We start from the raw sequence: 15,857 nt of genomic DNA, 5'->3' as shown, positions 1-15,857 counted from the left end.
GCCCTTCTTGGCCTGGCCTTGCGCGATCAGCGCCAGCGTGGCCGGCAGCATGCGGATGCTGCCGATGGCCCGCGCCATGCGGTGCGTGTCCGGCTTGGCCGCCACGTCCACCATGTGGGCCTGGCCTTGCGCATCGAAGTGGGTCAGCGGTGAAGAGGTCATTGAACTATCGTTTACGTGCGGGCAATGTAGCGGTGCGATGATAGGCGCAGCCCTTCCTCTTTCGCTGCCGGACCTGCGCTTGAAGTCTTCCCGCTCACCCCGTCTGCGCACCGGCTGCCTGCTGCTGGCGCTGGCCTTCGGCCTGAGCCCGTCGGCATGGCCGCAAAGCGCGGCCCCGGCCTCGCCGCCGCGCGTGCCGGGGGAATCTCAAGTTCGCCTACCGGCTCTGGGCGAATCCGCATCGGACGAGTTCAGTCTCAGCACCGAAAAGCGCGTCGGCGAGCAGATCATGCGCGAGATCCGCCGCGATCCAGACTACCTCGAAGACCCGATCCTGCTGGAGTACCTGCAATCGCTGTGGCAGCCGCTGGTGGCCGCGGCGCGCCAGCGTGGCGACATCGGCACCGACATCCAGGGCCTGTTCCCCTTCGAATCCTTCCTGGTGCGCGACCGCAACGTCAACGCCTTTGCGCTGCCCGGCGGTTATGTCGGCATCAACCTCGGCCTGATCGCGATGACGGTGACGCGCGACGAACTGGCCTCGGTGCTGGCGCACGAACTTTCGCACGTCACGCAGCGCCACATCGCGCGCAGCATCACCGCCGCGTCGCGCAGCAGCGCGGTGAGCCTGGCGGCGATGCTGCTGGGCATCCTGGCTGCGGCCAAGAGCTCGAACGCCGACATGGCGCAAGCGGCCATTGTGGGCGGCCAGGCGGCGGCGCAGCAGGCGCAGCTGAACTTCTCGCGCGACATGGAACGTGAGGCCGACCGCAACGGCCTGGTGCTGATGAGCCTGGGCGGCTTCGCACCCAGCGGCATGGCCGCGATGTTCGAGAAGCTCGACCAATCGGTGCGGCTGAACGACAGCGGCGGCTTCCCCTACCTGCGCAGCCACCCGCTCACCATCGACCGCATCGGCGAGGCGCGTCAACGCATCGACAGCCTGGGCCCGGCGCCGGCCTCGACCACCAGCCCGCTCTGGCATGCGCTGATGCAGTCGCGCGCCCGCGTGCTGATGGATCCGTCGAACCAATCGTTGCACCGCTTCCAGCAGGCCGACATCCGCGGCCCGGCCTCGGTGCGGGACCGGCTGGCCGCGCTCTACCTGCGCGCGATGGCCTCGGTACAGCTGCGCGACTTCACCGTGGCCGACCAGGCGCTGGCCGCCGGCGAGCCGCTGCTGCCGGACGCCACGTCGCGCCGCGCCTGGGCGCAGCTGTCGACTGAAGCAGCGCTGGCGCGGGGTGACGCCACGCGCGCCGCTGCAGCGCTGGAGCGCTGGGCCGACGACGGGTCACGCAGCCAGTTGCTGCTGCGCGCGCAGCTGGTGCTGCTGCAGAACGATGCCGCCGCCTTGAAGCGCAGCGCCGAGCAACTGCAGACCTGGGTGGCCGAACACCGCGACGATGGCCAGGCCTGGCAAGCCCTGGCCGGTGTCGCTGAACGCCAGGGCCAGTCCTTGCGCTCGGTGCGCGCGCAAGCCGAGGCCCAGGCGGCCATCGGCAACATCCCCGGCGCCATCGACCGCCTGCGCGCCGGCCAGCTGATCGCCCGTCGCGGCGGTCCCGGCACCGACTTCATCGAGGCCTCGGTGATCGACGCCCGCTTGCGTGACCTGGTCGCACAACGCCGCCAGTTGATGAGCGAACAGCGCGGCTCGCAGCAGCGCCGCGATCCTTCGGACAACCCCGAATAAACGCGGGTGGCTGCGGTATCCGGCGGCCGCGGCCAACGGTCCAGCGCTTCTACACTGCCCCCGGTCTGAACCGAGGGGGCACAGCATGCTCAGCAGCGGCACGGCAGCACGCCGGCACATCCACGCAGTCATCGCCGGCTTCATCATCGGCCTGCTCGCCTGCGTCGGCCTCGCCGGCCCGGCCCGTGCGGCCCGCATCACCGGCGTCACGCCGCAGGGCGAGGTGGCGCAGGTCCGGCAGGTCGTCGTGCGTTTTGGCGAGGCTGTTGTGCCGCTGGGCGACCCAAACCGCCAGCCACCCTTGAAGCTGGCCTGCAGCGGCCCGGTGCCGGCCAGCAGCACGCGCTGGAACAACGCCCGTGAATGGCTGATCGACTTCACGTCACCGGTGCCGCCGGGTGTGCGCTGCAGCCTGAGCGCCGTGCCGGGCTGGGCGCCACTGCAGGGCACGCTGGAAGGCAACACCGACTTCAGCTTCGCCACCGGCGGCCCGGCCATCGAACGCAGCGATCCGTGGGACGGCAATACCGTCGAGGAAGACCAGCACTTCCTGCTGCGCCTGACCGGCCCGGCCACCGCCGACAGCATCGCCGCCCATGCCTGGTGCGAGGTGGACGGCATCGGCGAACGCATTGCCGTGCAACAGGTGACCGGCGCCGTGCGCGAGCAGGTGCTCAAGGCGCGCCGTGTGCGTGCCGCCGAGGCCGCGCGCAGCGTGTTGCTGGCCTGCGCGCGGCCGCTGCCGCCGCAAACCAAACTGCGCCTGGTGTGGGGCGCCGGCATCGCCTCGGCCGCCGATCCGGGCGTGCTGACGCGTGCGCCGCAACGCCTGCGCTTCGAGGTGCGCAGCCGCTTCACGGCCGAATTCAGCTGCGAACGCGAGAAGGCGCAGGCGCCCTGCATGCCGCTGGCCGCGGCCATCGTGCGCTTCTCGGCGCCGGTGCCGCGCAAGGCGCTGGAGTCGGCGCGGCTGCTGCCGGCCGAAGGCAAGGAGATAGCACCCAAACTGAGCGGTGACGAGCAGGAGCTGAGCGAAGTCCGCTTCACCTCGCCCTTGCCCGACAACACGAAGTTCAGGCTCGTGCTGCCGGCGGACCTGAAGGATGTGTCGGGCCGCGCCTTGAGCAATGCATCGAGCTTCCCGCTGGCCATCAACACCGGACCGATGCCGCCGATCGCCAAGTTCGCCGCCGCGCCTTTCGGCATCATCGAACTCGGGCCCGACGCGATGCTGCCGATCACGCTGCGCCATGTTCAGCCTGAACTGCGGACCGGTGCGGTGCGCATCAAGAAGATCGACGAGCGCGACTGGCTGTCGTGGATGGGCAGGCTCGCCAGCGCGCAGGACAAGGAATTCGAATCGCGCAAGACGCCCTTGCTGGCCCGGCAGCCCGACGTGAAGCGGCTCGACCTGCCGCAGCTGCAAGGCGGTGACCCGCGCCCCTTCGAGGTGGTCGGCATCCCGCTGACGGAACCCGGCTACCACGTCGTCGAGATCGAATCGACGGTGCTCGGCGAGCGCCTGCTGGCCACCCGCGCGCCGATGTTCGTGCGCACCGGCGTGCTGGTCACGAACCTCGGCGTGCACGTCAAGCGCAGCCCCGACAACGCCCAGGTCTGGGTGACGACGCTGGACCGCGCACAAGCCGTCGCCAACGCTGCCGTGGCCGTGCATGACTGCCGTGGCAAGCTCTTGTGGGAAGGCCGCACCGACGCCAGCGGCCTGGCCACCGTGCCCATGGCCTTGCCCGAGGCGCCCGAAGAGGCCAAATGCAGCTGGCAGCGCGGCCACTACGTCACCGCCAGCACCCTCAGTACAGTCAGCACCGGCGCACAAGGCCAGCCGCTGCGCGACACGGCCTTCGCCTTCAGCAGCTGGAACCGCGGCATCGAGCCCTGGCGCTTCAACATGCCGATCGCCTCGGCCGACGATAGCCGCGGCAGCGACCGGCTGCGCATGCACACGGTGTTCGACCGCATGCTGCTGCGCGCCGGCGAAACCGTCTCGATGAAGCACCTGGTGCGGCAGGAAACCCGCAGCGGCCTGGTCAATGCCGAACGCGGCAAGCTGCCCACCGAGATGAAGATCGTGCACGTGGGCAGCGGTGACGAGCAGCTTCAGCCGCTCACTTTCGATGCCAGCGGCCGCGCCGCCTTGGCCAGCTGGCAGGTCCCGCCGACGGCCAAGCTCGGCCTCTACCAGGTGAGCCTGAAGAACGCGCAGCGCGAATGGACCAGCGGTTCTTTCCGTGTCGAGGCGTTCCGCCTGCCGCTGATCGACGCGCGCCTGGTGCCGCCGAAGTCCGAGCCCATCGCGCCCAGTGAAGTGGCGCTGGCCCTGCAGCTCACACACCTGTCCGGCGGCGGCGTGGCGCGCGCGCCGGTGCGGGCCAGCGCGCTGATGCGCGACCGCTTCCTGAGCTTCCCCGGTTATGAAAGCTTCTCGTTCGAAGCGCCGCGCGATCCGGCACAGCGGGATGGCGATCGGGATGGCGAAGAGGGCTCGCAAGCGGATCGTGCCAAGCTGGTCGTCGACAAGCAGGCGCTGAGCACCGATGCCAACGGCGCCGCCACCGTCGCGCTGAAGGGCCTGCCGAAGATCACGCGCCCGGCCGAACTGCAGGCCGAATTGAGCTTCAACGATCCGAACGGCGAGGTGCAGACCGTCTCGACGCGCGTGCCGCTGTGGCCGGCGGCGCGCGTCGTCGGGCTGCGCGCCGGTTCATGGGCCGCATCGGTCGGAAAGGTGAAGTTCCAGGCCCTGGTGCTGGACTTGAAGGGCAAGCCGCTGGTCGATGCCAAGCTCCAGGTGCAGGCCCGCGTGACGCAGTGGCAGGCGAACCGCAAGCGCCTGGTCGGCGGCTTCTACGCCTACGACCAGCAGGCCGTGCAGAAGGATCTGGGCCAAGTCTGCGAAGGCAAGAGCGATGCCCGCGGCATGGTGTTGTGCGAAGCGGCGCTCAGCGCCGCCGGCGAGGTGGAGCTGATCGCGCGCAGCGCCGACGAGGCCGGCCGCAGCGCCGAAGCCGCGACCACGGTGTGGGTCACGCGCCAGGGTGAGCTGTGGTTCGAGCAGGACAACGACGACCGCATCGACGTGCTGGCCGACAAGCCCGGCTACGCGCCCGGCGACACCGCGAAGCTGCAGGTGCGCATGCCCTATCGCCAGGCCACCGCACTGGTCAGCATCGAGCGCGAAGGCATCATCAGTTCCAAGGTCGTGCAGCTGCAAGGCGACGACCCGACGGTGGAGGTGACGATCCCCAAGACCGCGGGCGACTCAGGCGCCACCAGCTGGGCACCGAACGTCTTCGCCAGCGTGCTGGTGCTGCGTGGCCGCGTGCGCCACGTGCCCTGGTATTCCTTCTTCAGCTGGGGCTGGCGTTCACCGGGCGACTGGTGGCGAGCCTTCCGCTTCGAAGGCCGCGAGTACCAGGCGCCGACAGCGATGGTCGACCTGGCCAAGCCCTCGCACAAGTTCGGCGTCGTGCAGCTGCATGTCGGCCTCGATGCGCACAAGCTCGAGGTCAAGGTCACGGCCGACCAGCCGCAGTACGCGGTGCGGCAGAAGGTCAAGGCCAAGGTGCAGGTGCTGCAGAACGGCAAGCCCGCGGCCGGCGCCGAGATCGCCTTTGCCGCGGTGGATGAAGCGCTGTTGGCGCTGATGGGCAACAGCAGCTGGAACCTGCTCGAGGCGATGTTCCAGCCGCGCGGCTGGGCGGTGGAAACCGCCACCGCGCACAGCGAGATCATCGGCCGCCGCCATTACGGGCGCAAAGCCGTGCCGGCCGGCGGCGGCGGCGGGCGCAACCCGACACGCGAGCTGTTCGACACGCTGCTGCTGTGGCGTGGATCGATAAGCCTCGATGCGAACGGAGAAGCCACGATCGAGGTGCCGCTGAACGACTCGCTGACCAGCTTCCGCCTGGTCGCGCTGGCCAGCGCCGGCGCCGACCGCTTCGGCACCGGCAGCACCAGCGTGCGCGTGACGCAGGACCTGCAGATGCTGCCCGGCCTGCCGCCGCTGGCGCGCGAAGGCGACCGCTTCGATGCAATCTTCACGCTGCGCAATACCACGGCTCGCGAGATCCAGGTCGAGGCCACGCTGGCTGCCACCGCGCAGCGCGACGAGGGCGCGGGCATCACCCGCACGCCGATGCCCTTTGCGCCGCAACGCCTGACGCTGCCGGCTGGTGCCGCGGCCGAAGTGAAGTGGCCGGTGGAGGTGCCCACCGGCGCCTTCAGCCTGGCCTATGAAGCGGCCGCCATGCAGACCGGCGGCAGCGCGCAGGACCGTGTGAAGCTGACGCAGCTGGTGAAGCCCGCCGTGCCGGTGCGGGTGTGGGCCGCCAGCCTGCAGCAGCTCGATGGCACGCTCAGCGTGCCGCCACACGATGGCACGCTCAGCATGCCGGTGGCCCCCCCGCCGGACGCCCTGCCGCTCACCGGCGCCAAGTCGGGGGGTATTCAGATCGGCCTGCAGCCGACTCTCGCCGGCGCGCTGCCCGGCATCCGCCGCTTCTTCGAAACCTATCCGTTCAGCTGCCTCGAACAGCAGGCGTCCAAGGCGCTGGCCTTGAAGGACGGCAAGGCCTGGGCGCAGCTCGGCCATGCCTTGCCGGGCTACCTGGATGCCGATGGCCTGGCGCTGTACTACCCGCCGCGCGAAGGCGACCCGCCGCGCGGCAGCGACCGCTTGACGGCTTACCTGATCGCCGCCGCGCATGAAGCGAATCAGCCACTGCCCGACGCCGCGCGTGAACGCATGCTGCTGGCGCTGCAGGCCTTCGTCGAAGGGCGGCTGCTGCGTGACAGCTGGAGCGCGCCCAGCGCCCGCGGCATCGACCTCGATGTGCGCAAGCTCGCGGCGATCGAAGCGCTGTCGCGCCATGGCCGCGCGGCGCCGCAACACCTGCAGTCGATCACCGTCGCACCGAAGCACTGGCCCACGGCCGCTGTCATCGACTGGCTGCGCATCCTGCAGCGCATCGAGGCCTTGCCCGAACGCGCGCAACGCTTGCAGGAAGCGCAGACGATCCTGCGTGCGCGGCTCACCTATGCCGGCACGACGCTGAAGTTCAGCACCGAGGACAGCGACTTCTGGTGGTGGCTGATGGACAGCGCCGATGCCAATGCGGCACGCCTGATCCTGGCCGTCGTCGACGACCCGGCGTGGAAGGACGAACTGCCGCGCATGGTGATCGGCGCGCTGGGCCGGCAGCAGCGCGCGGCGTGGCTGACGACCACCGCCAACCTGTGGGGCGTGCTGGCACTGGACCGCTTTGCGGCGCGCTTCGAAACGGCTGTTGTTGCCGGCCGCAGCAGCGCTACGCTGGGTCCGGCGAGCGCGACGCACGACTGGTCGACGGCACGCCAGGGCGGCCGGTTGATGCTGCCGTGGCCAACCGCTTCAGCGCCGCTGAACGTGCAGCACCAGGGCAGCGGCAAGCCCTGGCTGGCGGTGCAGGCGCTGGCCGCCGTGCCGTTGAAAACGCCGATCGCCGCGGGCTACCGCATCACGCGCAGCGTCAACGCGGTCGAGCGCAAGGACGCAGCGGCCTGGACCCGCGGCGATGTGCTGCGGGTGCGCATCGAGATCGACGCGCAGAGCGACATGACCTGGGTCGCGCTGAACGACCCGGTGCCCGCCGGCGCCACCTTGCTCGGCAGCGGCCTGGGCCGCGATTCGGCGATCGCGACGCAGGCCGAGCGCAAGCAAGGCACGGCCTGGCTGGCGTATGAAGAACGTGGCCAGGAAGCCTTCCGCGCCAGCTGGGAGTTCATGCCGCGCGGCAAGCACGTCATCGAGTACACGCTGCGCTTGAACAGCGCCGGCCGCTTCCACTTGCCGCCATCGCGGGTGGAAGCGATGTACGCGCCGGAGAGTTTTGGCGAGCAGCCGAATGCGCCGCTGGAGGTGCGGCCGTGAAGCCGGTGGCAGCGGCCCGCCGCTGCATCGCACGGTCGGTCGCACTGCCGGTCGTGCAGACCCTCGCGCGGACCCTCGCGCCGATGATCGCGCTGACTTTCGCGATGACCGTCGCGTTGGGGGTCGCGCTGGCTTGTTGCGCGCCGCCGGCCGCTGCCGCCACCGAGCTGCCGAGCTTCTCCGCATGGCGCCAGGCCCATCGCCCTTCCGACCTGCTGCTGCTGGACCGCCACGGCCAGCCGCTGCAATCGCTGCGCGTCGATGCCCAGGCGCGTCGTTTGCCTTGGCTGCCGCTGGACCAGTTCTCGCCCGCGCTGCGCGAGCTGATCGTGCAGGGCGAAGACCAGCGCTTCTGGTCGCACCACGGCGTCGACTGGTCGGCCGCGGCGCGCAGTGCGGTGGCCAACGCGCAGGGCGGCACACAAGGCGCATCGACGCTGACGATGCAGCTCGCGGCACTGCTCGATGCCGACCTGGCGCGTCCGGCCGGTGGCCGCAGCGTGCTGCAGAAGTGGTCGCAGATCGACGCCGCGCGCACACTCGAGACGCGTTGGCGCAAGGCCGAGATCCTCGAGGCCTACCTCAACCGCGTGCCGCTGCGCGGTGAGCTGGTCGGCATGCCGGCCGCCGCCTGGGCCTTGTTCGGCAAGCAGGCCTCGGGGCTGGACCGCAGCGAGGCTGCGCTGCTGGTTGCGCTGGTGCGCGCGCCGAATGCGAAGCCCGATCTCGTCGTGCGCCGCGCCTGCACGCTGTTGGCCGAACCCCCGCGCTGTGAACGCATCGCGGCGCTGGCCGAGCGGGCCTTGAAGCGCAGCGCCGGGCCGCCCTTGACCGAAGCGCTGGCCCCGCACTTTGCGCGCTGGCTGCTGGCCACCCAGCCGCTGTCGGCGAAGGCGGTGGGCCCGGTGCGCACCACGCTCGACGCCCGCCTGCAGCGCAGTGCCATCACGCTGTTGCGCACGCAGATGGCCGAGCTGCAAGGCCGTCAGGTCGAAGACGGCGCGCTGGTGGTGCTGGACAACGCCAGCGGCGAAGTGCGCGCCTGGGTCGGCTCATCCGGCGCGGCCTGGTCCGATGCACCGGAGGTGGATGCGGTGCTCGCGCGCCGCCAGCCCGGATCGACGCTGAAGCCTTTTGTCTACGCACTGGCCTTCGAGCGCGGCCTGATCACGCCGGCCAGCCTGCTGCACGACGCACCGGCGGATCTCGATGGCGGCAGCGGCGCCTTCATGCCGCGCAACTACGACCACCAGTACCGCGGCTGGGTCAGTGCGCGCACGGCACTGGCCGGCAGCCTCAACGTGCCGGCCGCGCGGCTCGGGGCTTTGCTCGGTCCGCAGGAGGTGTTCGACGGCTTCAACCGCGCCGGCCTGCAGTTGACTGAAAGCGGCGGCTTCCATGGCCTGGCGCTGGCGCTGGGCAGTGCCGAGGTCACGCTGCTGCAGCTGAGCAATGCCTACCGCATGCTGGCCAAGCGCGGCCGCTGGACACCGGTGGCCGGACTGCCCGGCGCGCCGGCGCAGGTGCTGCACGAGCGCACGGCCTTCCAGGTCGGCGACATCCTGGCCGATGCCGGCGCGCGCGCGGTGAGCTTCGGACTCGACAGCGCATTGGTCACGCGCGGCTTCGCGGCGGTGAAGACGGGCACCAGCAAGGACATGCGCGACAACTGGTGCATCGGCTTCACTGATCGCTACACCGTCGGCGTGTGGGTCGGCAATGCCAGCGGCGAAGCGATGCATCGCGTCAGCGGCACGCAGGGCGCCGCGCCGGTGTGGCGCGCGCTGGTGCAGCAGCTGCATGCCGGCCTGCCGTCACGGCCGCCTCAGGCGCCAGCGGGACTGCGTCAGCAGGCCGTGATCTTCGATGCCGGACTTGAACCACCGCGTGACGAGTGGCTGGCCGATGCGGCGCCCGCGGCGCCATCGCCTCTGCGCGTGCGCGCCGGCGAGCAGGTGGCGCTGCACCGGCCCAGCGGCATCACGAGCCCGCGCGATGGATCGATCTTCGCGCTCGACCCCGACATGCCGGCGCCGGTGCAGCGCATCACCTTCAGCGGCGAAGCCGGCCAGTGGTGGCTGGATGGCCGCTGGATCGGCAGCGGTGCCGCGCTGGCGTGGCGGCCCTGGCCGGGCCGCCATCGGCTGGTGTTGAAGTCCTCAGCCGGTCAGGTGCTCGGCGAGTCGCGCTTCGAAGTGCGTGGTGCCGTGGTGCGCAGCGATCCTGTCAGCGATCCAGTCAGCGAGCGTGTGCGCGGCAGCGAGGCCACGCGCTGAAGCCACGCGCACAGGCCGGATGCACTTCACAGCTCGCTGCGGCTGAACAGGCGCTCCATCGCCACGTCGATCACCATGCCGCACAGGCTGTAGATCACCGAGCCGATCAGCGCGGCACCGAAGCCCGCGACATTGAAGCTGTCGTTCAGCACCGACGCGGCGGCCCAGAACATCAGCGCGTTGATCACGAAGAGGAACAAGCCCAGTGTCAGCAGCGTCACCGGGAAGGTCAGGATCACCAGCAGCGGACGCACCAGCGTGTTCATCAAACCGAGCACCAGTGCGGCCACCAACGCAGCGCTGAAGCTCGACACCTTGACCCCGGAATACAGGTGCGCCACCAACAGCAGCGCGGCGGCCAACAGCAGCCAGCGAACGATGATCTTCATGGCCGCGCAGCATACACGCGGCGCCTGCGCGACAACATGCGCGCGCCCCTCGCAACAGCACGAGCACGGCCTCGGTTGCCGCCCTGGGCACGCCGAGTGACGTGCCGCGGCGACAAATGCAGGTTTCCGAGAGGAAGAAAGCGCGTTTTACGAGGGAAAACCGCTTCTCAGCACGAATCACGCGCAGTACCATTGCGCCCGCAGAGGTCATGAGAGAAACGAGGGTGCATGCAGACCCCGACCCAGACCCCCGCACATCAACCAATCACGTGATGGAGAGAATCAACATGGCAACTGCGAAGAAGGCCGCTCCGGCCAAAAAGGCCGCACCGGCAAAGAAGGCCGCGGCTCCTGCAAAGAAGGCCGCAACGGCAAAGCCGGCCGCGGCTCCTGCAAAGAAGGCTGCACCGGCAAAGAAGGCCGCTCCCGCCAAGACGGCCGCCCCGGCCAAGAAGCGCACGCCCAACGCCGCCTTCATGAAGGCCATGACGCCCAGCGCCCAGCTGGCCGCCGTGATCGGCGACAAGGCGATCCCGCGCACCGAGGTGACCAAGAAGGTGTGGGAGTACATCAAGAAGAACGGTCTGCAGGACAAGGTCAAGAAGACGATGATCAACGCCGATGCCAAGTTGAAGGAAATCTTCAAGCAGGCCCAGGTGTCGATGTTCGAGATGACCAAGCTCATCAACGCCCACCTCAAGTGAGCGTGAAGTGAACTAAAAGCCCATCATCGGGGGCAGGCCTCCCCTGGCGTTGGGCAGACGAAGGCCGGCTGTGAAGCCGGCCTTTTTCTATGGGCGCAGCCCTTCCAGGGTCTGCCCGCACCAGGCCAGCATGTCGGGGTCGGTGATCTCGGCCAGCAGCGCCCGCATCTGCATCCGATGATCCGCGGCGGCTTGCACCTCACCCGCCGCGCGCTGCGCCAGCACCAGGGCTTCGTGCGCGAAGAAGCGCTCCACCGCATCGGCCGCTTCGGCCTCGCAGATCGACAGACAGGACTGCGCATGGACCAGCGCCGTGCGGCCCTGGCCGGCGGCCGCATGGCACAGCGCGAGCTGGTACTCGGCGCGCTCGATGTGCAGCCAGCTGCCAGCTGCGGCCCAGGCGCGGCGCGCCCGTGCGGCAGCATCGAGCATCAACGCGACGTGCGGTGCGGCGTGCGCTGCGGCCTGCTCACCGTGCTGCGGCAAGCACGCGCGCAACTCGCTGGCCACGTTGTTGGCCGTGGCCGCATAGGCCTTGCGTGCATCGAGCTCTGCATGCACCAGGGCCTGGGCTTCGGGTCGACGCAGCGCATCGGCCGCATCGGACCAGCGGCCCCGGCCGGCGAGTGCCAGCACGACGTTCTGCAGGCCGCGCCATTGCGCCGCGATCGGCAGCTCCGCCGGCGCTTCATCACCGGCCAGCGTGGCCAACGCCCAGGCCGCACGCTGGCGCGCTGCGGCCAGCGCCGGTGCCACCGGCAACTGATCGAGCAGGCGTTGCAGGCTGTCGGCATCGGCCAGGTGGCCGAGCATCACATGCTCGGCCAGACGCACCGCCTCGGCACCGTGCTCGTCATCCGGCAGCGTGGCCGCGCGGGCGAGCAAGGCCTCCGCCACGGCGCGTGGCGCTTTGAGGTGCTCATCCTGCGCACGGTCCAGCCAGTCGCGCAGGCTCATCGTCGGGTCGTCGTTCATCATCCGCGTGACTCCTGTTGCCACAGCGCGGCCATCTCGAGCCGGTGTTCATGGTCATGGGCCAGCATCGCGGCCAGCAGCGTGCCGGCATCGCCGGGCTGCGCGCTGAAAACCAGCGGCCGCGCCAGCGTCGCCGCATCGAAGCGCGCCAGCGCAGCCAGGCTGCGCCGCCGCTGCGTGATGAAGCGCCGCGCGGCCGCGCGCCAGGGCCGCTGCTGGTAGCGCCGCACGATGGCCAGGCGATCCCCATCGACACCGGGCAGCACGGGAGTGGACTCGGCCAGCACCCGCGGCAAGCGCTGTGCCCAGCCGAACTCTTCGACATCGGCCAGGTGCCAGACCTGCGCGGCCAGCGAAAAGCGGTCCGGCGCCGGCTGGGCATAGCCCTGGTCCGGCGTCATCGCCGCCAGCAGCAGGCGCATGGCCTGCGCGCTGCCGGCCAGGTAGTCGCGCGCCAGGTCCAGCGCCGCCTGGCTGCCAATGCGAGCGGCCATCAACACCGCCGCGGGCGGCGCCGCGAGCAGGCGGCCGATGGCATCGCCGGCAGCGGCCACCGGCAGGGCGCCATCGTCGTGCAGCACCGTCAGGCGGCTGCCTTGCGCGTTGGCTTCGATCGACAAGTGCAGCGCACGATCACCGGTCGTGCCCTGGAGTCGAAGCGACAGGCTGCACGGCGCCAGGGCTTCGACGACGGTCAGCCGCAGCGCCTGGCCCTGTTGATCCACGCCGTCGATCCTGCAGCCGGCCTGCAGCAAGACTGACGGCAAGGCCGCGCCCAGGTAGTCGGCGACGAAGCTGCTGTGCACCAGCCGTGCCCACAGCAACTCCGGCGATGCGGCAAAGCGTGTGCTCAACACCTGCGCCGGTCCGGTGGGTGCCCGCGTCAGGTCGGGGGTGCGTGTCGATGCGGCATTCATCATGGTGCTTGCTCCAGCGCGCGTTTCAGTGCCGACAGCGCCGCCGCATGCTCGCGCGCGCTGCTGGTCACCCAGCGCGCCGGCAGCGCCTGCAGCGGCACCGGATTCAGGTAGTGCAGCTTCTCGCGCCCGCGCCACACGGCCACCACCAGTTCGGCCGCTTCCAGCACCGCCAGGTGCTTGGACAGCGCCTGCCGCGACTGGGCAAATCCTGCCGTCAACTCGGTCAGCGTGAGGCCCGGTGCATCGCGCAGCCGGTCCAGCAGGCGACGCCGTGTCGCGTCGCTCAAGGCGCGCAGCAGGCGGTCGAGTTCTTCGTCATCGTCGTCGTCACGCATCGGCAACCCATCGTCGTGCAGTCGTCATCATGCAACCCATCGATTGCATGATGCCACCAAACGCAACGATGTGGTTGCTTTTTTCAGTCGGGGTCGCGCACGCCGAACAGTCGCGCCGCGTTGGCCCAGCCGATGCGCCGCGCCGCATCGGGCGGCAGGTCGCCGAGCCACTGCCGCGCTTCGGCCATCAGCGCCTCGTAGCTGCTCCAGCGTCCGTTGACCCAGGTGTCCGAGCCGATCACGAAACGATCGGGAAACTCGCTGAACAGCGCGCGCCAGTCCGCGCTCAGGCGGCCGGCCGCCTCGGTCAGCCCGGGCCGGTACGACAGCTCGCCGATCAGCAGCGGGTAGCGCTGGAACAAGGCCCGCACGCGCGCCACCGGCACGCCGCCGATGCCGGTGTGGGCCCAGATCAGCCGGGCCTGCGGCGCATGGGCCATCAGCCGGTCGATCGCGTCGTCGTCGACATGCGCCAGCACCGCGAGGCCACGCGCCTGCGCCAGCTTCATCAGCTTGGCAGCCACCACACCATCGGCGTTCTTGCTGTCGTAGAGATGGAATTCGCCCAGGCCCTTGTACGGTCCCGCTGCAGTGCCCGCAGCCAGTTCCTGCTGCACCATCGCATGGATGCTCTCGTCGGCGAACCAGCCGCTGTAGTCAGCGCGGTTGCGGTACAGCCGGATGAAGGGCACCACCGTGACGCCGGCAGCGCGCGTGGCCTCGCCCGCCGCGGCCAGCGACTTGGTACCGTCATTCGGCCGGCTGTTGGCGATGACCGCACGCACGCCGGCACGCTGCATCATCGCCAGCACATCGGCCACCGGGTAGGGGCAGGCGGCATTGAAGGCGCAGGCTTCGTCGTTGTAGTGCAGGTGGGCGTCGAACAGCGGGCCGCGGTAGGGCGCTTGCGCCGCCGCCAGCAGCGGCAGGCACAGCGCGAGCAGGGCAACAACGGGGCGCATGGCGCGGGCTCCTTTCGGGCGGCAGACCGCGGCAGTGTAGGCGCGCGCCTCCGGCCACGCAGCCGTGCCGGCGGTGGGCGGGCGCCTGCTGCACCTAGGCACTTGCCGCCAGCCTGACCTTGCGCAGCGCGCGGCTCAGCGCTTCGGGCTCGACCGACCCCAGCGCCACGCGCAGCGCTTGCGGCACATGCGTCGTCGCTGCAAAAGCTTCGGCGGTGCTCACCAGCACGCCGTCCTGCTTCAAGGCCGCGGCCACCTGGTCGGCGCGTTGCCCGCCGGCCAGCGGCAGCCACAAGTAGTAGGACGACGGGTGGGCGGTGAACGGGCAACCGCGCAACAGCCGGCGCGCCAGCGCCTGGCGCCGCCGTGCGTCGGCGCGCTTGTCGTCTTCGAGCGCGTCGACCCGGCCCGACGCTATCCACAGACAGGCCAGCGCCGTTGTCACCGACGGCGCCTGCCAGGTCGAGATGCGAATGGCTTGCTCGATGCGCGCGATCATCGTCGCCGGAGCGGCCACCAGGCCGACGCGCAAGCCGGCGGCCACGCTCTTGGACAGGCCGGACACGTAGATCGTGCGCTGCGGCGCGAGCTTGACGAGCGGCGTCGGCGCCGGCTCGGCCAGGAAGGCGTAGGTGGCGTCCTCGATGATCAGCACGTCATGGCGCTCGGCCAGCACGACGAGCTGCATGCGCGCGGCTTCCGGCATCACCGAGCCCAGGGGGTTGTGCATCGTCGGCATGGTGTAGATCGCCCGCACCGGGCGCCGCTTGCAGAGCCTGGCCAGCGCGTCCAGGTCGGCTTGCCCGGCCACTTGCGGCAGCGCCAGGATGTCCAGCCGGTGCGCCCGGGCCAGCGCCAGCATGCCCGGGTAGGTCAGCGCATCCATCACGATGGCATCGCCCGGCCTGAGCAGCGCCATCACGGTGACGGCCAGGCCTTGCTGCGCGCCGTTGACAATGAGCACCTGCTCGGCCGGCATCCGGATGCCACGGTTGCGCAAGTGCCTGGCCAGGGTCTGCCGCTCATGCAGGCGACCGCCTTGGGGCGCCGCATGCAGCAAGGCATCCAGGTCGCCTGAAGCCGCCAGGCTGCGCAAGCCCTCGCGCAGCATGCCGTCCTGGCCCGGCAAGGTCGGATAGCTGAACGTGAGATCGATGACGCCGGCGCCGGCACCTGCCGGATGCTGCTCCAGCCTCGACCCGCGCGGCAAGGACGCGTCACGCACAAAGGTGCCGCGGCCGACCTCGCCGACCACCAGGCCGGCGGCCGCGAGTTCGGCCATCACGCGCGAGGCCGTCGCCAGCGCGATGCCATGCTGCTGCATCAGCGCGCGCACCGTCGGCAGCCGATCGCCGGGCCGCAGTTCACCGCGATGGATGCACGCGGAGATCTCGTCGACCAGGGATCGATAGCGCACCGGCGGCATGGCTTGTATCTAGAACAATTTATTGATCGTACTGGATTGGCGATCTACCCTATGCATCTTCGCGCGTCGGCAGCCCGGCCGGC

The 15,857-nt window shown here is 70.2% G+C and carries 11 protein-coding genes; 4 read left to right on the top strand and 7 right to left on the bottom strand.

Going from position 1 to position 15,857, the window contains the following annotated elements; translation table 11 throughout:
* On the bottom strand, window positions 1–162 hold a 162-nt coding region (locus VLK61_RS06655), incomplete at its 3' end, for a cyclic pyranopterin monophosphate synthase MoaC (RefSeq protein WP_325419481.1).
* Window positions 163–241: 79 nt separating this feature from the next.
* On the opposite strand from VLK61_RS06655, the gene VLK61_RS06650 reads away from it, so the two are divergent.
* The 3 genes from VLK61_RS06650 (at window position 242) to pbpC (ending at window position 10,063) form a co-directional block, all read left to right on the top strand.
* Window positions 242–1,858 (top strand): M48 family metalloprotease, encoded by a 1,617-nt coding sequence (locus tag VLK61_RS06650; protein WP_325419479.1) that lies wholly within the window; start codon window positions 242–244, stop codon window positions 1,856–1,858.
* Window positions 1,859–1,943: 85 nt separating this feature from the next.
* A complete protein-coding gene (locus tag VLK61_RS06645) occupies window positions 1,944–7,787 on the top strand; it encodes an alpha-2-macroglobulin family protein (protein ID WP_325419478.1) in 5,844 nt (1,947 codons plus the stop codon).
* A gap of 104 nt (window positions 7,788–7,891) precedes the next feature.
* On the top strand, window positions 7,892–10,063 hold the full coding sequence (gene pbpC / locus VLK61_RS06640) for a penicillin-binding protein 1C (RefSeq protein WP_414636778.1): 2,172 nt from the start codon (window positions 7,892–7,894) through the stop codon (window positions 10,061–10,063).
* Between the two features lie 26 nt (window positions 10,064–10,089).
* Here the strand turns inward: pbpC and VLK61_RS06635 are convergent, their stop codons facing one another.
* Window positions 10,090–10,452, bottom strand: coding sequence for a phage holin family protein (locus VLK61_RS06635; RefSeq protein WP_325419476.1), 363 nt, complete (start codon window positions 10,450–10,452; stop codon window positions 10,090–10,092).
* A 287-nt stretch (window positions 10,453–10,739) separates the two neighbouring features.
* Here VLK61_RS06635 and VLK61_RS06630 point away from each other — a divergent pair, with 287 nt between their 5' ends.
* Window positions 10,740–11,156, top strand: a complete 417-nt coding sequence (locus tag VLK61_RS06630) for an SWIB/MDM2 domain-containing protein (protein WP_325419480.1) — start codon at window positions 10,740–10,742, stop codon at window positions 11,154–11,156.
* An 87-nt stretch (window positions 11,157–11,243) separates the two neighbouring features.
* Here VLK61_RS06630 and VLK61_RS06625 read toward each other — a convergent pair whose 3' ends face one another.
* The 5 genes from VLK61_RS06625 to VLK61_RS06605 form a co-directional block, all read right to left on the bottom strand.
* Complete coding sequence (locus tag VLK61_RS06625; RefSeq protein WP_325419475.1) at window positions 11,244–12,131, bottom strand: hypothetical protein; 888 nt, start codon at window positions 12,129–12,131, stop codon at window positions 11,244–11,246.
* Window positions 12,131–13,051 (bottom strand): DinB family protein, encoded by a 921-nt coding sequence (locus tag VLK61_RS06620; protein ID WP_325419474.1) that lies wholly within the window; start codon window positions 13,049–13,051, stop codon window positions 12,131–12,133. The genes VLK61_RS06625 and VLK61_RS06620 overlap by 1 nt, the downstream gene beginning before the upstream one ends.
* Complete coding sequence (locus tag VLK61_RS06615) at window positions 13,048–13,386, bottom strand: ArsR/SmtB family transcription factor (protein WP_325419473.1); 339 nt, start codon at window positions 13,384–13,386, stop codon at window positions 13,048–13,050. The genes VLK61_RS06620 and VLK61_RS06615 overlap by 4 nt, the downstream gene beginning before the upstream one ends.
* An 83-nt stretch (window positions 13,387–13,469) precedes the next feature.
* Window positions 13,470–14,348: an amidohydrolase family protein gene (locus VLK61_RS06610; protein WP_325419472.1), complete on the bottom strand. Its 879-nt coding sequence runs from the start codon at window positions 14,346–14,348 to the stop codon at window positions 13,470–13,472.
* Window positions 14,349–14,442: 94 nt separating this feature from the next.
* Complete coding sequence (locus VLK61_RS06605) at window positions 14,443–15,774, bottom strand: PLP-dependent aminotransferase family protein (protein ID WP_325419471.1); 1,332 nt, start codon at window positions 15,772–15,774, stop codon at window positions 14,443–14,445.
* Window positions 15,775–15,857 lie beyond the last annotated feature (83 nt).

Origin of the sequence: Aquabacterium sp. (assembly GCF_035476535.1) — a bacterium.
Lineage (GTDB): Bacteria > Pseudomonadota > Gammaproteobacteria > Burkholderiales > Burkholderiaceae_C > Pseudaquabacterium.
The sequence above is the reverse complement of the archived record's forward strand: the minus strand, read 5'-3'. Positions and strand labels throughout refer to the sequence as shown.